This is a genomic window from Pseudomonas putida, from assembly GCF_050990305.1.
Classification (GTDB): Bacteria; Pseudomonadota; Gammaproteobacteria; order Pseudomonadales; family Pseudomonadaceae; genus Aquipseudomonas; species Aquipseudomonas putida_AH.
Genome location: NZ_CP158817.1, coordinates 990,866 through 1,009,565, shown reverse-complemented (window position 1 = coordinate 1,009,565; position 18,700 = coordinate 990,866). Strand labels below are relative to the sequence as shown.

The following is an 18,700-nucleotide window of genomic DNA, read 5'->3' as shown; positions in this document are numbered from 1 at the left end:
TATTTTCTGTCTGTTCGGGCCTCTTCGCGGGCAAGCCTCGCTCCTACAGGGATGTGCCATTGCGCATCGACGCAACCCTGTAGGAGCGAGGCTTGCCCGCGAAAAACGATGATGCGGTATCCCGTCAGAACTCCAGGGTGCTCGACAAAACCACCTGCCGCGAATCGCCCATCGATACGAAGAACCGACTCGCCGCCGAGGTGTAGTACGTGCGGTCGAACAGGTTTTTCACGTTGAGCTGCAACTTGACCTTCTGCCCGTCGAGTTGGGTGTCGTAAGTGGCGAATGCGTCGGCAACGGTGTAGCTCGGCAGATCGAAATCGTTCACGGCGTTGCCCGACCGCTCCCCGACGTAACGCGCGCCCGCGCCGACCCGAAATTGATCACCGCCCATGATGCGGCCGAAATCATAGACCGCCGACAGCGAGCCGCTGTTCTTCGCCACGTTCTGCAGCTGCTTGCCTTTGTAATCCGGGTCTTCGGTCACCTCGGCGTCGGTGTAGGCGTAGTTGCCGATCATGCTCCAGTGGTCGCTGAGCTGCCCGCTCACATCCACTTCCAGACCACGGGAGCGTACTTCACCGGCGGCGCTGTAGATCGTCACCGGGCCTTCGGAGTTGGCGATCAGTACATTGCGCTTCTTGATGTCGAACAACGCGACGTTGCCCGTTACTCGTCCTGGCAGATCGAGCTTGGCGCCGATTTCCAAGGACTTGGCCTCCTCCGGCGCGACACTGCCGTCGAGTACGACGGTACTGCCGCTCAATGGCGCGATGGTCGAGTTGGGTTTGAACGATTCGGTGTAGCTGCCGTAGAACGACAGCGCATCGGTATAGCGATACACCAGACCCGCGCGCGGCACCCACTTCTGGCCGTTGCTGTCGGTGTTGGCGTGGAACGGAACGCCTTTACCGGCGTATTGGTCGTACGCCTGGAAACGCCCGCCCGCCACCAGAATCCACTGATCCGTCAGGTGAATGGAGTCTTGCAGAAAGACCGAATCGCTGCGCAACTGATCGGTCTGGGCACTGTCTGCCGGGCTGACCGTAGTGCCTTCAACCTCTCGACCATACACCGGGTTGAGGTAGCTGAAGGTGGTCAGGCTTTTCTGGCGGATCAAGTCTTCACGGTAGATCTTGCGGTACTCGTCATCGATGCCAAACACCAGGTCATGGCGCATGCCGAGGACGTCGACATTGCCCTCCAGGCTCAACGTGGTGAAGCGATCGGTACTGATCGCATTTTGCGTGCCGTCCATGCTGCGGGTCAGCGTGCCTTTGTTGGTGTCGATGGCGGTCACGCGCACCTGGCTGGCATCGTAGGTTTCGCGGTTCCAGCTATAGCCCAAGTGGGCTTTCCAGTCGTCGTTGAGCTCGTGATCGGCTTGGAAGTGATACAGGTCCGAGCGCCCTTGCATGTTGTTGAAGGGTTCGTCGAGCCGGCGATCCCGGGGGATGTCCAGCGGGTGGTTGTCACGTGGGTCGATCACCGTGCCACGGTCGAACGGTGTGAGGAATTCACGATGCTCGTAGGCGAACAACAGCTTGGTACTTTCACCAAACCAGGCCAACGACGGTGCAACCAGAGTCTCGCGATGCACGCCGAAGTTACGCCAGTAATCTTCGTCCTCGTGGTCCAACACCATGCGATAGGCGAACCCGGAAGTCCCCAATGCGCCCGTACTGTCGAAGGTGCCACCGCCGCCATTCTTGCCTTCGCCATAGGTGGAGCCGCGCAGGGTCAAGGCGTTGTACTGTTCAAGCTCGGGCTGCTTGCTGACCATGTTCACCACCCCGCCCGGGTCCTGAATGCCATAAAGCAACGAAGCTGGCTCCTTGAGCACTTCAACCCGGTCCACCGTGGCGTTCATGCCGCGGCCCTGCACAATCGGCATGCCGTCGCGCATGATCGAGCCGTTGCGGTTGTCGCCGAAGCCGCGGGTCATCACCGAGTCCTGGGTACTGCCCAGCGTGTTGCCCTGAGTGATGCCGCTGACGTTGGCCAGCGCGTCATCCAGATTACGCGGAGCCTGATCGCGAATGACTTGGGCCGCGACCACGTTGACGGTCTGCGGGATTTCCTGAATCGGCGCCGAGCTGCGCATCACCGAACTGATCGGCGGTGGCTGGTAGCTGGTGGACTGCTCCATTGTCGAGGTGATGGTGGTCGCGCCCAGATTCAAGGCGCCTTCGGTGGGCAGCGGTTCCAGCACCAGGGTGTGACCATCGGTCCGGCGGAAGGTGAAGCCGGAACCGGCGAGCAACTGCTGCAATGCCTGCTCGGCACTCATCTGGCCGCTGACGGTGGGGGCGGTGATGCCATACGGCGCTTCATCGGTGTAGACCACGCTGATGCCGGTGATTCGGCTGAAGTCGCTCAATGCCTGGGGCAATGGTTTGGCGGCCAGCGAAAAGCTGAATTGCGCCGGTTGCTGCGCACCGGTTTGCGCGGCCATCGCCGCGCTCAGCGGCAGCATGGCCATCGCCGAGAAACTCAACGCAGAAACCTTCAATGTAGAAGCAATCAACCACTGATTGACCGAACCCGATTTTGCCCTGGACTTCATGACTCATGACCTGTGTAGAACCGCAACGGATGCGAATGAATCGCAGTTTCAGTCACTACACGGATGGCGTTCGGTTTTACCTCAGCAGAATGTTGAAAATATTTTTTGAGAAATTTGGTGTTTGAGCGGACGCCATCGCGGGCAAGCCTTGCTCCTACCGGATTGGGGTGATCCACAATGATGTGCTCGACGCAATCCTGTAGGAGCAAGGCTTGCCCGCGATGAGGCCGGTTTCCTCACCGCAAAATGATCAGATGCCCCAACACCTCATGCTGTTCAAACCCCAACGCCCCTTGCAACGAACTCAACACCGCCTGTGGATCCTTGCTCGGAAAGCTGCCACTGACCCGTCTCTGGGCCAGTTCATCATTGAGCAGCACAATCCGCCCCGGGTAATACCGTCGCAGGTCCTCCACCACATCGGCCAATGTCGCCTTGTAGTAATTGAGCCAGCCCTGGCGCCACGCCAACTGCGCTTCACTGTCCACGGCGTGTAGCGGTTGTATCGCGCCTTCGCCATAGGCCACTTGCTGGCCGTCGGTGAGGATTTGCTGCGTGGCCGCTTTATCTGCCGTCACCCCGACCCGGCCGGACAACACCGTGACCTGCGCGCCATGGGGTTGCAGGCGCACTTCGAACTGCGTGCCCAGCACTCGCGCCTGGCCCTTTTCGGCATCGACCACAAACGGTTCGCCGGTGTGGGTCACGTGGAAGAATCCGGCACCACGGCGCACCTGCACACGCCGCTCACCACGGCTGAAATTCACGGCAATGGCACTGTCGGCGTCGAGGGTGACTTGCGATTGATCGGCCAGGGTGAAGGTCCGGACTTCCCCCGGTGCCGAGACATAATCGGCGCCCATGTCATCGATCCAACGCGACGGTTGCCAGCCGGTGCCGAGACTGATCATCAACAGCAAACAAGCCGCCATCGCCAGCGCACCGGACCAATGCCGGACACGGTAGCCGCGCGAGCGATTCATGACATTGAGGTAATGCTGCAAGGCCAACGCGTCTTCATCGGCCAAGGTGCGCGCCGGCACTTCGCTCAACTCCCACAACACTTGCGCACGGGCATAGGCCTCGGCATGGGCCGGGTCAGCCTGAAGCCACTGGCTGAACGTGGCCTGGTCACCGCTACTCGGCTGATCATGCAACAGGCTCAGCCAGGCCAACGCGGCCTGTTCCTGGGCGGGCGTCGGGGTGACGCTTTGAAGGTTGTTCACGGTGCTTTCCCTGGCGTACGTGGCGGCGACTCCCGCAGGCTGGCCTTGCAGGCCTCGAGCGCGCGCATCATATGTTTTTCCACGGCACTTTGGGACAGACCCATGGCCTTGGCTATTTCGGCGTATTTGCTGCCGTGGATGCGGTTGAGCAAAAAGATCTGCCGCGTGCGCTCGGGCAACGCGCGCAACGCCGCTTCGACATGCCGCAAGTCGTTGCCCGCCTCCAGTACGGCTTGCGGTTCACTGCTGACGCTGTCCGAAGATTCCACCCTCAAGCCTTCGCTGGCCCGCACCCTCGTACCTTCGCTGCGCAAATGGTCGATGGCGATGTTGCCGGCGCAACGCAACAAGTAGGTGCTGAGCTCCTCGACCTGTACCAGCGGCCTCCGCCAGAAACGCAGGAACAGGTCCTGTACCAGGTCGGCGGCAGTCGCCCGGCAACCGACGCGGCGGCTGACCAGCGCTTCCATTTGCGAGCGCTGCGAGAGGAACACTCGGAGAAAATACGCGCGGTCGCCGCGCAGCTTGTCATGCGCAAGATCGTGGGGTTCGGGGGGACGGGTGATCATCGGTTCGGTACTGCGCAAAGGGCAATCGGGCGGGCCAGCGGGGCGCAATACTAATGATAAATATTATCATACGCAAAGCTGTCGGATGAGCAAGATCACTTTTGTGGCGAGGGAGCCCTCCCCCAACCCAATAACTGAACGCTGAAAACAAAACGGGCCTGCATGGCAGGCCCGTTTTCATGGGGAGGTTAAATCAGGCTTCAAGCGTTTTGTGCAGCCTGTTCGTTTTCCAGAAACTCTTCTTCCAGCAGCTTATCGGCATGAGGCCTGCGCTCGAATGGCACCACGGCGGCGCGGGGTTTGCCGCGCAGTTTGCCGAACAGGTGTTCGAGCGCGTGCTCGAGTTTCTCGGCGGCCCCGTCGATCGCCAATTCCAGGTTGGCGGCTTTATGGGTGACAGAAATCGGTTGATGGCCTTTTGGCCGCGCTTCCAGCTGACAGCGCAAATCGTGGGGACCGGGCTTGTCGCCGTTCTCGTCCCGCAGGTGAACCTCGACTCGGGTCAAGTCCTCCTCATAACGTTCGAGCGTGCTCTCAATGGTGGTTCGTACCCACTCCTCCAGTCGTTTACTGCTTTGAATATGGTTATCGCTATTGACTTGGATTTGCATAGTTCATCCCTTATTTCAGCTAGCTCGCGAGAGGCCGGTCAGCTAAGCCCTTGGGCGTCGTCACCGTGACCTCTTAGTTACACAATCGGTCTGTACGCTGAACAATTCAACCCCTGAAAAAAGATAAATTTTTATCGTAAAAAAAGCCGGACAACCGCTAAAAGCGCTGGTAAGGTCGGGAGTTGATTCGCTCCGCCCCCTTGTCACAAATTCTCACATTTGCCGCTCTCCAAGCGGATGCAAGCCGCGAAAAATCCCCGCCTCCTCCACCAGCCAGTCATGCACCGCACGCACGCCAGGGTGGCTCAGCGCACCCGGCGCATAGAGCACCATGTAGCGCTTGTGATTGGGCACCGCTAAGCCAAAGGGCACGATCAGCGCCCCGCGCTCCAACTCGTCGTTCAATAGCGTGCGCCGGGCAATCGCGACGCCCATCCCGGCGATGGCCGCTTCGATGGTCAGGTGATTGCGATTGAACGTGTGCCCACGCCGCACATCTGCGCCTTCGAAGCCGATGGCATTGAGGTAGAACTCCCATTCCGCGTACTCGTAACTGCCGCGCCAGGCGGTGATGTCGTGCAGCAACGGAAAATGCATCAGGTCTGCGGGGCCATGCAGCGGCGGGCGACCGCGCAACAGGCCCGGTGCGCAAACCGGAAAGATCTGTTCATCGAGCAAGGCTGTGGATAACAACCCCGGATAACTGCCGTCATTGAGGTCAATGGCCAAATCGAAGTCGCCCTCATGCAACGGCACGCTGCTGTCTTCGGCCACCAGGCGCAATTGGATGTCCGGGAAACGTTGTTGCAGGCGCGGCAAACGCGGGGTCAGCCATTTACTCAGAAACGACGGGATCGAACGCACCCGCAAGGTGCCGCTGATCATCCCCGCATCCAGCCTGCGCAATTCCGCATCGATGCTGCCGTAGGCCTCGTTGACGGTGATGGCCAGTCGCTGGCCTTCGGCGCTCAGTTCCACGCCACGGGCACGTCGATGAAACAGTCGAAAACCCAGGCGCTCTTCCAACTGCCGGATCTGCTGACTGACCGCTCCCGGCGTGATGTGCAGTTCTTCGGCGCAGCGGGTGAACGACAAGTGCCGGGCGGCACAGGAAAACACCTGCAGCCACACATAAGTCTGGGCATGCAATTGACGACTCATCGTTTAGTCCTGCTAAAGGCTTTCTTAGGAAGTTTCGTTGGTCACGTAGGACCGAGGTTGGCAGTATCGCTGAAAGTGCGCTTGTCCTACAAAAATGGCAGCGATTCATCTTCCATTGCAGGCATAGGCTTTAGCATGGCTATCAGTGTTTTCGATCTTTTCAAAGTGGGCATCGGTCCGTCCAGTTCCCATACCGTCGGCCCCATGCGTGCAGCAGCGACTTTCGCCCAGGCACTGGTCGACAAGGGACATTTACCCGACGTGCGGCGGGTAGAAATCCGACTCTATGGCTCCCTGTCGGCGACCGGCGTCGGCCATGCCACCGACCGCGCCTGTGTCATGGGGCTGATGGGCGAATGGCCTGACCGTATCGACCCCACCACCATTGATAGTCGAATCCACACCCTGCGCGAAACCGGCGAATTGCCCCTCGCCGGGCAGATAACGATTCCCTTCGTCTGGTCCCGCGACCTCCTGCTACTCGATGAGAGCCTGCCCTACCACCCCAACGCCATGTCTCTGACAGCTTTCGGCGAAACCGGCGAGCTGTTCGAGCAAACCTATTACTCCATCGGCGGCGGTTTCATTATCGAAGCGGCCGAAGCCGAGTCGGGCATCGCGCCCGCCAGCGACGTGGTGTTGCCGTACGATTTCTCCAGCGCTGTGGAATTGCTGCAACTGTGCAATCAACACGGTTTGCGGGTTTCGGAGCTGATGATGGCCAACGAACGGGCCTGGCGCAGTGACGAAGATATACGTCAGGGCCTGCTGCACATCTGGTCGGTGATGCGCGAGTGCGTCGAGCAGGGTCTACACCACGAAGGCATCCTGCCCGGCGGTCTGAATGTTCCGCGTCGCGCGGCGAAATTGCACCGCAACCTGTTGGAAATCGGCAAGCCGAACGTCATCACCTCGACCCTGTCGGCCATGGAGTGGGTCAACCTGTACGCCCTGGCAGTGAACGAAGAAAACGCCGCCGGCGGTCGCATGGTCACCGCCCCGACCAACGGTGCGGCCGGGATCATTCCGGCAGTGCTGCACTACTACATGAAATTCAATTCCGAGGCGTCGGACGATGATGTGGTCGCGTTCTTTTTGGGGGCGGCGGCTGTTGGCATTCTCTGCAAGAAAAACGCTTCGATTTCCGGTGCCGAAGTCGGTTGCCAGGGCGAAGTCGGCTCGGCCTGTGCCATGGCCGCTGCCGGCCTGGCCGAGGTATTGGGCGCAACGCCAGAGCAACTGGAAAACGCTGCGGAAATCGGCCTGGAACACAATCTCGGACTGACCTGCGATCCGGTAGGAGGACTGGTGCAAGTACCGTGTATCGAGCGCAACGCCATTGCCGCGGTGAAGGCGATCAACGCCACGCAAATGGCCCTGCGCGGTGATGGCAAGCACTTCATTTCCCTGGATCGGGTGATCCGCACCATGCGCGATACCGGTGCCGACATGCACGACAAGTACAAGGAAACGTCACGCGGTGGCTTGGCGGTGAGTTGGGTGGAATGTTGATCGCTTTAGTGGCACGTGGAGACTTCTTGCCCTGAAACGGGCACTCCTGTAGGAGCGAGCTCGCTCGCGAAAAACTCAAGAGCGCCTCGGGGCATCTGGTTTCAAGCGTCATCGTTCACGTCCATCGCGAGCAGAGCTCGCTCCTACAAGGGGGGCGGATTGTCTGACAATCTTTCCGGCATGCCCCTTGCTATGTCCTGTGTAGGAGCTGCCGCAGGCTGCGATCTTTTGACTCCTGGCGTTTCTGAAGACGCCGAAGATCAAAAGATCGCAGCCTGCGGCAGCTCCTACAAAAAGCGGATTGTCTTGGCCAGGGAGGCCGATGGTCTGGTGTTGCGAACTTATCCCGATCACGACTGGTCAACAACTGCACGTTCAATCAGGCGGTGACGCATCATGGACAACCCTTTTCAGCTCATTACCGACGCTTTCGCAGCGGATTATCAAATCAACCTGAGCATTCAGGGGCTCGATGGCAGCATCATGCTGACCCTGTCCAACAGCGGTCGGGTCGTCGCCAAGCGCATGATCAGCGCCGAACAACGTAATGACCCCGCGCGTCTCAAACGCCTGGTGCAAAGCATTCAGTTCGGCATTGCCATCGAACAGGGCCACAGCGCGGTGGCCATCCTTGAATCCATGACCGACGGCGGCACGCGCAACCTGCCGCCGCCGACGGCCAAGGGCCGTCACCGCCCCGCCATGCGGTTTTAAATTTCGCCTTTCTCTACTTCTGGATGTTCGCTGGAACCCGCACCGGTCTTGCGTTGCGGGTTTTCAATTTTCACCGAAGGAAATTGCGACGAAGCGTAACGCACCACCAGGATCGCGAACGCCAGCAGCAGAATCCCGCCACACAGATAAATGATCCCCAAGTCCGGTGGATTGTGGTGCGACACGTTGGAAATCAATAGGCGGGTCAGCGCGGTGATCGCCACGTAGATCAGGAAACGCACCGGCATGTGATTGGTCTTGAAGTAAATCCCGACCATTGCGCCCAGTTCCAGGTAGATGAACAGCAGCAAGATGTCATCGATCTTGATGTGACCCTGTTCGATCATCCCGAGAAACTCCATCACCGCCGCCCATGCGGTCACGGCACCGATGGCGAACAGTGCCATGTAGTGAAAGGTCTCGACGAACAGATTGCCCAGGGACTCCGCCAGCTGGTGCACGTTCTGCCGCAGATTTTCGGCCCAGTTGATTTTCACGATGATGCTTCCTTAGGTCGGTTCGACCGGATAATGCAGGTTGGACGTGACGGTTGTTCTGCATGCAGAAACAAGGCCAGTGGTTTACAGGTGAGATGATGGCCACGTGAGATTAGGCACTTCGGTAGTGGCCACAAAGACGCCTTCGCGGGCAAGCCTCGCGCCTACAGGGGCATGCGGTCCGTAGGAGCGAGGCTTGCCCGCGAATGACAATCCTCAAAATCGGACTACATTAAAAAGCCACTACCCAAACTCCAGCGATTCGCTTATCCTTTTCGCTGTATATAAATACAGTAGTCGAATCAGACAACCCAATGTGAAGGCATGTGAGGTGGTGAATGGCCGTCGAAGTGGTATACCGCAGCAGCCGAGATCTGGAGCGCTTGTTCATGGATAAAGCCGAAGCTGACCGTCATGACAAAATGCTCGAGCTGGCCGAGTTGCTGGCTGAGGTGTTGCAAAAAGCCGTTCCGTCCCTGACTGAACAGCAAGTGGAAGAAGCCGGGATCTACATGGCGAAAAATCGCGATGTGTTCGCCAAGGCGTTCAAGAGTCAACCGGACGCCCTGTCCGAATTGCTTGCAGCGCCTGTGGAAGCCCCGCAATCGGTGCCAGCACCTGTTGAAGAAGTGGCCGCCGAGCCTGCTCCTGCGGCCAAGCCAGCCAAGGCCGCCAAAGCAGCAAAATAAGTAACAGCCGAATTGAATAGGCCCTGAGTCGAATGGCTCAGGGCCTTTTTCATGGCAAAAATCAAAAGATCGCAGCCTTCGGCAGCTCCTACAGAAAACGCAATCTCATGTAGGAGCTGCCGAAGGCTGCGATCTTTTAATCTTCTACCGATACAGAACCTTTTCCGCGAGCTCATCTGCCACCCGCGCCGGCGAACGTTTTTCCGCCTGGGCGTGGGCAAACACCTCAGTCAATCGCGAGCTGATTTTCGACAGGTGCGCAGTGATGGTCGTCAACTGTTCACCACGGTGCTTGAGGGAAACGTAGATCAGCCCGCCAGCATTGATCACATAATCCGGTGCATACAGAATGCCGCGCCGCTCCAACTGATCGGCGACGTCCAGGTGAGTCAGCTGGTTGTTCGCCGAACCCGCCACCGCCGAACAGCGCAATTGCGTCACGCTGTGACTGTTGAGCACGCCTCCCAGGCCACACGGGGCCAGAATATCGCACGGTGTGCTGAGCAGTGCGTCATTGGCAATCGGGTGAGCACCGAGTTGCTCCATCGCCAGTTGCACCTTGCCGTGATCGATGTCGCTGACCAGCAGTTCGGCGCCGGCGGCATGCAACTGTTCCGCCAGGGCATAGCCCACATTTCCCAGGCCTTGAATGGCCACGCGCAGGCCTTCGAGATTGTCGCTGCCCAACCGCGCCATGGCGGTGGCACGAATGCCGGTGAATACGCCCATCGCCGCATGGGGAGCAGGGTCGCCCGCTGAGGTAGTGCTGGTGACGTGTTGAGTCTGTTGAGCGATGCAATCCATGTCCGCCACGGAAGTGCCGCTGTCGATGGCGGTGATGTAGCGCCCGTCGAGTTGCTCTATGCAGCGCCCGAAGGCTTCGAACAGCGCACCGCGATTGGCCACATGAGCCGGGCGGACAATGACCGCCACGCCACCGCCCTGGGCCAGGCCGGCCAGTGCAGCCTTGTAACTCATGCCTTGGGCAAGGCGCACGGCATCCTCGACCGCGGACTCGTCGCTGGGGTAGGCGAGGTAACGACAACCGCCCAGGGCTGGCCCCAGGCGACTGTTATGAATGGCAATGACCGCCTTCAACCCGGTGGCCGGGTCGACGCTCAGATGCAGCGATTCAAGGCGAGTGCTTTGCATGAGAGCGAACATCGTAAGGCTCCCGAATCACTTCTTGTAGTCGCCAGTATAGGCTTGCGCCCAAAAATTGCTGAAGCGCACCGGAATAAGCGCAGCGGCCATTCAGGTATTCGGAAATAACCCGTCCTACCCCCGTGCAGCACTGGACGAATGACAGAGACGGGGCTAAAACGAGGCATTGACCGGAGATTTTGATGACCCCGCGCCAATTGTTTTTCACCTGCCTGCAACGTTCGCCGCCCGCCCTGTTCGAGGCGGGGCTGTGGATTGCCGCCGAACATGACCGCGAGGTGAACCCCGAGGCGTCGCTGGAAAACTTCAAGGCGCTGCAACAGCGAATCAGCGGCAGCCTGCCGATGTTGCCGGTGAGTGAACTGGCGCAACCCTTGCTGCGGCGCATGAATGATCTGGGGTTCGCCCAGGACGACTTCACCCCGTTGCGCCCACAGGTGGCGCTGCTCAATCGAGTGCTCGAGCGTCGACGCGGACAACCCCTGGCCTTGGCCCTGATTGCACTGGAGTTGGCCGCAGGCCTGGAAATCCCCTTGGTCGGGGTCAACTTCCCCGGCCATTTTCTATTACGCGTCCCGGGTGCCGACCACCTGCTCGATCCGTGCGGCGGTCGTCGCCTCTACCCCAACGATTGCCGGGAACTGCTGCAACGCCAGTACGGCCCGAACATGAAGCTCAGTGCTGAACACCTGGTGACCGCCGAGCCTGTGCAAATGCTGCAACGCCTGTCGCGTAACCTGCGCCAGTTGCACCTGTCCAACGATGACTACATCGGCGCCCTGGTCGACGCCGAGCGCGTCCTGGAGCTGGGCAACGGTACCGCCGCCGACTACCTGGCCCGCGCCAGCCTCTACCAACGGCTCGATTGCCCCAACGCCGAACGCTTCGACCTGGAGCATGCTCTGCTGCTCAGCGATGACCCGATCCAGCGGATTCGCCTGACAGAACGGCTGGGGCATTTGCCGCCCAATGCCATTGTTCATTAATAGAAAAAGATCGCAGCCTTCGGCAGCTCCTACATTGGAATGACGTACATCCAGTAGGAGCTGCCGAAGGCTGCGATCTTTTGATCTCGCTTTTATGGAGTGTCCGGCTGGTTAGCCGGATGCGCCTTGATGAACGCCGGATGCGTAGCCGCCAACGCCGCGACTCGACGAATCCGAGGGTAGGCCTCAAGGGATATGTTGAAACGTTCAGCCGCGTACAGCTGTGGAATCAGGTACACATCCGCCAAGCCTGGCTGCGGCCCGAAGCAGTAGCCGTCATCACCGATCAGTTGCTCCACCGTCGCCAGCCCCTGACCGATCCAGTGGCCGATCCATTCGACTACCTGCGTTTCATCGTGACCCAACTGACGCAGTCGGTTGAGCACGCTGACGTTGTGCAACGGATGCACATCGCAACCGATGACCGCCGCCACACCACGCTCATGGGCACGGGCAGCGAGGTCCTTGGACAGCAGCGGCACCTGTGGATAACGTTCTTCCAGGTACTCGATGATCGCCGGTGACTGAATCAGCAGTTCGCCTTCATCGGTACGCAAGGCCGGCACTCGACCTTGCGGGTTGATGCTCAGGTACGTCGGCTGGCGATGCTCGCCACCTTGCGGTGCGATCAGGTTGATCGGCTGCGCCTGGTAATCCAGCCCCTTCAACGCCAGCGCGATGCGCACTCGATAGGACGAGGTCGAACGGTAGTAGGTATAGAGTTCCATGACCCATTCCCCTTAGCGCGCCGGCAACACTTTGCCGCGGCACTCGCCGAAACCGATGGAGGCAAAACCCTCGCGACTGCAACGGCCACGCAGGATGATTTCATCGCCGTCTTCAAGGAACTTGCGCACTTCACCCGAGGCCAGTTCGATCGGCTTCTTACCGCCCTCGGTGATTTCCAGCAGGCTGCCGAACTGACCGTTTTCCGGCCCCGACAGCGTGCCCGAACCGAACAGGTCACCGGCCTGCAACTGGCAGCCATTGACGCTGTGGTGCGCGACCATTTGCGCCACGGTCCAGTACATGTGTTTCGAATTGCTCAGCGTCAGGCGATGAGCCGGCAGGTTCTGCTCGCGCATGGCTTCGGTCAGCAGCAACACTTCCAGTTCGATGTCGAAGGCACCGGCGGCCTGATCGCGTTTGTCGAACAGGTACGGCAACGGCTGCGGGTCACCTTCCGGGCGCGCAGGCTGGGCTCGGCGGAACGGCTCCAGCGCTTCGGCGGTCACCACCCACGGGGAAATGCTGGTGATGAAGCTCTTCGACAGGAACGGCCCCAGCGGTTGGTATTCCCAGGCCTGGATGTCTCGCGCCGACCAGTCGTTGAGCAGACAGAAACCGGCGATGTGGTCGGCGGCATCAGCAATGGCAATCGAGTCGCCCATGTCATTGCCCCGGCCAATCCAGATACCCAGTTCCAATTCGTAGTCCAGGCGCGCGCAGGGACCGAAGGTCGGCTCGGTCTGGCCGGCCGGCAAGGTCTGGCCTTTCGGGCGGCGTACGTCGGTACCGGACGGACGAATCGTCGAGGCGCGGCCGTGGTAGCCGATGGGCACGTATTTGTAGTTCGGCAGCAATGGGTTGTCTGGACGGAACAGTTTGCCGACGTTCTGCGCATGCTCGATGCCGACGTAGAAATCGGTGTAGTCGTTGATTTTCGCTGGCAGGTGCATTTGGCAATCCGCCGCCAGTGGCAGCAGTTTTGCGCCTTGGGCTTCGATCTTGCCGTGCAGGGTGCTGCCTTCGCTCAACAACTCCAGCAGGCGTTCGCGCAAGGCAACACGCGCTTGGCGGCCCAATTCGAAGAAGGCATTGAGCTGACCGCCACGGGTGGCTTCAACGGCGGTTTTCGCCGCACCGTCGAACAGGCCGGCGTCGAGGGCGGCCTCCAGGTCGAAGATATGTTCACCGATGGCCACGCCGCTGCGTGGTGCCGAGCCCTTCACGCTGAACACGCCCAGCGGCAGGTTTTGCAGCGGGAAATCAGCATGGCCGTTGGCGGATGCAACCCAGCTGCGAGTGATGGATGTCTGCGTCATGGGTTATCTCCGGGTCGGGTCGAAAGTGGCGGGCAGCGTGGCCCAGCAAGCGTCGTAGTTGGTTTGCAATTGCGGGCAATCGAGGGCGAAACGGCTCGGGCGCAGCACCTGGCTGGTCTCGAACATGAAGGCCATGGTGTTGTCGATTTTCGCAGGCTTGAGATCGGCGTTGATCGCCTTGGTGCAAGTTTCGCCGTCGGGTCCGTGGGCACTCATGCAGCTGTGCAACGAGGCGCCACCTGGGACGAAGCCTTCGGCCTTGGCGTCGTACTCGCCCTGGATCAGGCCCATGAATTCGTTCATCAGGTTGCGGTGGAACCACGGTGGACGGAAGGTGTTCTCGGCAACCATCCAGCGTGGCGGGAAGATCACGAAGTCGAGGTTGGCCAGGCCGTGGACGCTGGTTGGCGACGTCAACACCGTGAAAATCGACGGGTCCGGGTGATCGAAGCTGACGGTGCCGATGGTGTTGAAACGGCGCAGATCATATTTGTACGGCACGTTATTGCCATGCCAGGCCACCACGTTGAGCGGCGAATGATCAAGCTCGGTGGCCCACAACTGGCCGAGGAATTTCTGCACCAGGGTCGTCGGTTGCGCGAGGTGTTCGTAATGGGCAACCGGGGTCAGGAAATCCCGAGGGTTGGCCAGGCCGTTACTGCCAATCGGCCCCAGATCCGGCAGGCGCAGGGGCGCGCCATGGTTCTCGGCGATGTAACCGCGGGCTTGAGGGTCGAGCAGTTCGACACGGAATTTCAGGCCCCGTGGCAGTACCACGATTTCAAGCGGCTCCACTTCCAGCACGCCCAGTTCGGTGGCAATACGCAGACGACCCAGTTGCGGCACCAACAGCATTTCGCCGTCGGCATTGAAGAACACCCGTTCCATGGAACGGTTCGCACGGTATTGATGGATGCTGATCCCGGAAGGTTTTTCCGCACCGGCGTTGGCGGCCATGCTCACCAGGCCGTCGATGAAATCCGTCGGCTCGCAGGGAATGTCCAGCGCATTCCAGCGCAGGCGGTTGGGGGTCACTTCACCCAAGGGACCGCCGGCCAGTTGCCGATCAAGCTTGACGAAGGCCGGGTGATTGGCCGACGGCTGGATGCGATACATCCAGGTCCGCCGCGCTTCGCTGCGAGCCATGGTGAACGCGGTGCCGGAAAACAGTTCGGTGTAGAGACCGTAAGGGGCTTTTTGCGGGGAGTTCTGACCGACCGGCAATGCGCCGGGCAATGCCTCACTGCTGAATTCATTACCGAAGCCTGACTGATAAGCCAGTGCCGGTGCCGTTGAATCGAGGTTCATGGAGCCTCCTGAACAGGGCGTTGGCCGTGGCCTGTCGCTCTATAGACGAGGTCCTGGCACGCCGGAATTGTTTTTATCGTAATTCAATTACGAATAACGTAATTTGATTGGCATTGACCGTCAAGCTATAAAGACGCCCATTCATCCCCGGAACTCATCCCTTGAAAGACGGCGCCACCATGGAAAAGCCCGCTAGCGACAGCAATGGCAAACAGAAAGTCCGCTCCGCCGAGGTGGGTACCGACATCCTCAAGGCGTTGGCCGAGTTGTCGCCATCGACCTCACTCTCGCGCCTGGCCGAACACGTGCAGATGCCGGCCAGCAAGGTTCACCGCTATTTGCAGGCGCTGATCGCCAGCGGCTTTGCCGAACAGAATCCGGCGACCAACCATTACGGGCTGGGCCGCGAAGCCTTGCGCGTGGGATTGGCGGCACTCAACAGTATGGACGTGCTGAAAGTCGCCGCCCTGCCCTTGGCCGAGTTACGCGACGACCTGAACGAAACCTGCTTTTTGGCGGTGTGGGGCAATCAGGGGGCGACCGTGGTCCACATCGAACCGGCAGTGCGAGCGGTCACGGTGGTGACTCAGTTGGGTTCGGTGTTGCCATTGCTCAGCTCTTCGACCGGACTGGTGTTTGGTGCGTATCTACCCAAGCGCGAAACCGTCGATCTACGAGAGCAGGAACTGCAGGCTCAAACCGGCCACGCGCTGACGGACGATCAAGCTTATGCCGACCTGTGCGAACAGATCCGTACACGAGGCCTGCACCATGTGCATGGCTTGCTGATGCCCGGCGTGGATGCCTTGTCGGCACCGGTCTTCAACGCGATGGGCAATGTCGTGGCGGTATTGACGGTGGTTGGCCCAACCTCGCTGTTTCATGCCGATGAAAACGGCCCCGCCGCCCAACGCTTGCTGGCCGCCACTCGCGCGGTCAGTTGGCGGATGGGGTATGAGCCTGACGCCTGCCCCCTGTAGGAGCAGAGCTTGCTCGCGATGGCGGTGAATCAGATGACGCATTGTTGGCTGTAACGACGCCATCGCGAGCAAGCTCTGCTCCTACAGGGACAGCCCCTACCCCTGTGCAATCAAGCCCAGCTTCTTCGCCGTGGCCACGGCTTGGGTGCGACGCTCGACACCTAACTTGCTATGAATGCGCCGCGCATGGGTTTTCACCGTATGCAGTGAGATAAACAACTGCTCGGCGATCTGTTGATTGGAATTACCCTGAGCGATCAACCCCAGCACCTCCAACTCTCGTCCACTCAACGGATTGGCGTCCAGAGTCGCCGCAGGCTCGTCGTCCACACCCAGCCGAGCGAGCAAGGTCGGCTGACGCAACCGCAACTCATGTATAGCCTGCTGCAGATGGCAACGCCTCGCTAAAGCCAGCCCCGCCTGTAACGTCAAGCGTGCCAGATCTGTATCGCCGATGAGGTCAGCCACTTCGCAGATGGCCAGCTGCAATTCGGTTTCCAGCGCCAGCAACCCATGCTGCTGCGCGTGATCGAGCAAAGCCTTGAGCCGCTCCAGCGGAGCCTGAGCCAAATTCAGTTGGGTCTCGGCGATGATCAGCAAGTACTCGACCCGTGCAATCAGCTCCACAGTAGCCGGAGGTGCCTGCCTGGCATGAGGCCCGCGGTAATGGCGCAGCACGCGAGTCAGCGCTTCCTGGACCAGCTCCGGTCGACCTTGCTGCAACCAGAAGTGGCTGCTGATTTGCAGCAGCGCACTGCGATAAACCGTGTCAGGAATCTGCCGTTGTTGCATCAACCGCTCGGCCTCGCGCAAGCGATCAAACGCGTGGGCGTAATCCCGTTGATTGGCCGCCACCTGGGCCTGCCCGAGAAGGCCGTACAACGCACGCTTGTCCTGACTGTGTAGGCAATCCTGAAGGCCACTATGGAAGAACTCGGCGGCCAATTCATCCTGCCCCTGCCACAACGCCAGACGCCCGCGCCGCAATGCAATACGCCCCAGCAAGGGTGTCGGGCGATCAGCCTGGCGGCTCAACAGCTCATGAATATCGGCCAACAGACTCTCGGCGCGCCGGGGGGCGCCACGGTGTTCAAGCAACTGCGCGTGATCGAGTTCGAGCAAGCCTTCGAACAGCAACGAGCCTTGTGCCCGCGCCAGACACAGCGCCTCACGGTTGAGTGCCTGCGCGGCATCCAGCTCGGCGTTGAGCAGCGCCTGTTGAGTCAACCCGGACAGACACAGCAAACGTGCCGGCCAGGCCTCTGCAGTTAGTGCTGCCAATGCCTCGACGAAATGCCCGCGCGCGGCTGGCATGCGCCCCTGCAAATGCAGCAACCACCCCTGTTGCGCCTGCCAGCGCGCGAGCAGTTGCCGCTGTGTTGCCGCCGTCGGTTGCGGAACAAACCGCGCCATTTGTTCGATGCACACCGCCGCCTGCTCGAACCGTCCGGCAAACAGCAGCGCCGCCGTGATCAGACTGACCAGTTGCGGCGAACCAAGGGTCAAGTCTTGACCATGACGCTCATGCAGGTTCAGCAACAGGCGCACGTTCTCGCGCCGGAACAAATGTTCGAAGTTGAAGTGCTGCAATAGACTGACCGCCACCTCGAACTCTTCAGCCAGCAACGCCTGCTCGAATGCACCCTGCCAGTCCTCCTCGGCGCAGAACCACTGGCACGCACGCCGGTGCCAGGAACGCCCCACTGCACACTGTTCATCACGCATGGCCTGGGCCAGTGGTACGAACACACGAAACCATTGCGTAGAATCTTCCCAGGGTTCGATAAAGCACCCCATTTCCTGCAAGGTCTGCAACCACTGCGCACCCTCTCCAGCACCGAACAGATGTTCGCAGAGGCCAGCATTGAAACGCGGCAAATGAGCCAGCACCTGCCAGGCCTCGACCAGTTCCGGTGGCAAAGTGTTGAACAGTTCATGCTGCAGATAGTCGAGCAATGTCGTCGAGCGCCCCTGCCTGTCCTGCCCGGCAGACCACGGGCAACCTTCGAGCAATGCAATGCGCACAGCGGCCCCCCATCCACCGCTACGCTGTACGACACGTTTGGCCAAACCGACCGCCTGGGAGGGCTCTACATGGCCGAGCAATTGCCCGACTTCCGCCTCGGTAAACGCAAGCGCCGGACCGCTGCACTCATATAACTCGTCATCGAGCAGTAAACGCGGCCAGTTGCAGGACGGGCGTCGCCGCGAGCCCAGCCACCAACTCAACGCAGGGCTTCTGACGGCCAGTAAACGGTCCAGCAGACGATCGAGTTCGGGATGGGGTGCGCGGCAATAATCGTCGATAAACAGCCAGGTTGGCGCCTGCAAACGGGCCAGGTGCTCCAGCAATGCAGCCTCCTCCGTTGAAGCCAGCTCCAGCACTTGCGCCAAGCGCTGCCGGAAATCAGCAACACTCAACGAATCGCCCGCCAATGGCAGCCAATACACTCGACAAGGCGCCGGCGCGCGTAACAGGCATTCGGTCAGCAGCGCACTCTTGCCACTGCCGGCCGGTGCGCAGAGTAATTTCACCCGCGCCGTGGACGACAGCAACGGCTCGACCAATCGTTCGCGGGACAGGTGATGAGCAGACAAACGAGGCAGAAATCCAGGACGGTCCAGACACGTCGTCATGGCAGTCATAGTGGGGCGCCTTTTTATAGTTGTGG

16 protein-coding genes and 1 pseudogene are annotated in these 18,700 nt (G+C 60.1%); 6 read left to right on the top strand and 11 right to left on the bottom strand.

Annotation, left to right across the window (positions count from 1 at the left end; genetic code table 11):
- Window positions 1-124 precede the first annotated feature (124 nt).
- The 5 genes from ABTV22_RS04540 to ABTV22_RS04520 form a co-directional block, all read right to left on the bottom strand.
- Window positions 125-2,566, bottom strand: coding sequence for a TonB-dependent siderophore receptor (locus tag ABTV22_RS04540; protein WP_433738751.1), 2,442 nt, complete (start codon window positions 2,564-2,566; stop codon window positions 125-127).
- A 236-nt stretch (window positions 2,567-2,802) separates the two neighbouring features.
- Window positions 2,803-3,792 (bottom strand): FecR family protein, encoded by a 990-nt coding sequence (locus tag ABTV22_RS04535; RefSeq protein WP_433738750.1) that lies wholly within the window; start codon window positions 3,790-3,792, stop codon window positions 2,803-2,805.
- A complete protein-coding gene (locus ABTV22_RS04530; protein ID WP_433738749.1) occupies window positions 3,789-4,361 on the bottom strand; it encodes an RNA polymerase sigma factor in 573 nt (190 codons plus the stop codon). Before ABTV22_RS04530 ends, ABTV22_RS04535 begins: the two co-directional genes overlap by 4 nt.
- Before the next feature lie 200 nt (window positions 4,362-4,561).
- Window positions 4,562-4,972, bottom strand: coding sequence for an HPF/RaiA family ribosome-associated protein (locus tag ABTV22_RS04525; protein ID WP_137806263.1), 411 nt, complete (start codon window positions 4,970-4,972; stop codon window positions 4,562-4,564).
- A 213-nt stretch (window positions 4,973-5,185) separates the two neighbouring features.
- Entirely contained in the window at window positions 5,186-6,133 is a 948-nt protein-coding gene (locus ABTV22_RS04520) for a LysR substrate-binding domain-containing protein (RefSeq protein ID WP_160109106.1), read from the bottom strand.
- Between the two features lie 135 nt (window positions 6,134-6,268).
- Between ABTV22_RS04520 and ABTV22_RS04515 the strand changes: the two genes are divergently transcribed.
- The 3 genes from ABTV22_RS04515 (at window position 6,269) to ABTV22_RS04505 (ending at window position 8,359) form a co-directional block, all read left to right on the top strand.
- On the top strand, window positions 6,269-7,645 hold the full coding sequence (locus ABTV22_RS04515; RefSeq protein WP_433738748.1) for an L-serine ammonia-lyase: 1,377 nt from the start codon (window positions 6,269-6,271) through the stop codon (window positions 7,643-7,645).
- A gap of 159 nt (window positions 7,646-7,804) precedes the next feature.
- Entirely contained in the window at window positions 7,805-8,035 is a 231-nt protein-coding gene (locus ABTV22_RS04510) for a hypothetical protein (RefSeq protein ID WP_433738747.1), read from the top strand.
- A gap of 6 nt (window positions 8,036-8,041) precedes the next feature.
- On the top strand, window positions 8,042-8,359 hold the full coding sequence (locus ABTV22_RS04505; RefSeq protein ID WP_433738746.1) for a DUF3509 domain-containing protein: 318 nt from the start codon (window positions 8,042-8,044) through the stop codon (window positions 8,357-8,359).
- On the opposite strand, the gene ABTV22_RS04500 is transcribed toward ABTV22_RS04505, so the two are convergent.
- Entirely contained in the window at window positions 8,356-8,856 is a 501-nt protein-coding gene (locus ABTV22_RS04500; protein WP_433738745.1) for a phosphate-starvation-inducible protein PsiE, read from the bottom strand. The two genes, ABTV22_RS04505 and ABTV22_RS04500, sit on opposite strands and share 4 nt — an antisense overlap.
- Before the next feature lie 338 nt (window positions 8,857-9,194).
- Here ABTV22_RS04500 and ABTV22_RS04495 point away from each other — a divergent pair.
- Window positions 9,195-9,434 (top strand): annotated as a pseudogene (locus ABTV22_RS04495) (YebG family protein); the annotation flags it as partial.
- A gap of 255 nt (window positions 9,435-9,689) precedes the next feature.
- On the opposite strand, the gene ABTV22_RS04490 reads toward ABTV22_RS04495, so the two are convergent.
- Window positions 9,690-10,709, bottom strand: a complete 1,020-nt coding sequence (locus ABTV22_RS04490) for a Glu/Leu/Phe/Val dehydrogenase dimerization domain-containing protein (protein ID WP_433738744.1) — start codon at window positions 10,707-10,709, stop codon at window positions 9,690-9,692.
- Between the two features lie 182 nt (window positions 10,710-10,891).
- Here ABTV22_RS04490 and ABTV22_RS04485 point away from each other — a divergent pair, with 182 nt between their 5' ends.
- Window positions 10,892-11,695, top strand: a complete 804-nt coding sequence (locus ABTV22_RS04485) for a SirB1 family protein (protein WP_433738743.1) — start codon at window positions 10,892-10,894, stop codon at window positions 11,693-11,695.
- 92 nt (window positions 11,696-11,787) lie between these two features.
- On the opposite strand, the gene maiA is transcribed toward ABTV22_RS04485, so the two are convergent.
- The 3 genes from maiA to hmgA are packed head-to-tail and all read right to left on the bottom strand — an operon-like array spanning window position 11,788 to window position 15,048.
- A complete protein-coding gene (gene maiA, locus ABTV22_RS04480; RefSeq protein WP_433738742.1) occupies window positions 11,788-12,423 on the bottom strand; it encodes a maleylacetoacetate isomerase in 636 nt (211 codons plus the stop codon).
- A gap of 12 nt (window positions 12,424-12,435) precedes the next feature.
- Window positions 12,436-13,740, bottom strand: a complete 1,305-nt coding sequence (gene fahA, locus ABTV22_RS04475) for a fumarylacetoacetase (RefSeq protein WP_433738741.1) — start codon at window positions 13,738-13,740, stop codon at window positions 12,436-12,438.
- 3 nt (window positions 13,741-13,743) lie between these two features.
- Window positions 13,744-15,048 (bottom strand): homogentisate 1,2-dioxygenase, encoded by a 1,305-nt coding sequence (gene hmgA, locus ABTV22_RS04470; protein ID WP_433738740.1) that lies wholly within the window; start codon window positions 15,046-15,048, stop codon window positions 13,744-13,746.
- A 179-nt stretch (window positions 15,049-15,227) separates the two neighbouring features.
- Between hmgA and ABTV22_RS04465 the strand changes: the two genes are divergently transcribed.
- On the top strand, window positions 15,228-16,028 hold the full coding sequence (locus ABTV22_RS04465) for an IclR family transcriptional regulator (RefSeq protein WP_433738739.1): 801 nt from the start codon (window positions 15,228-15,230) through the stop codon (window positions 16,026-16,028).
- Window positions 16,029-16,124: 96 nt separating this feature from the next.
- Here ABTV22_RS04465 and ABTV22_RS04460 read toward each other — a convergent pair whose 3' ends face one another.
- Window positions 16,125-18,674, bottom strand: a complete 2,550-nt coding sequence (locus ABTV22_RS04460; protein WP_433738738.1) for a LuxR C-terminal-related transcriptional regulator — start codon at window positions 18,672-18,674, stop codon at window positions 16,125-16,127.
- Window positions 18,675-18,700 lie beyond the last annotated feature (26 nt).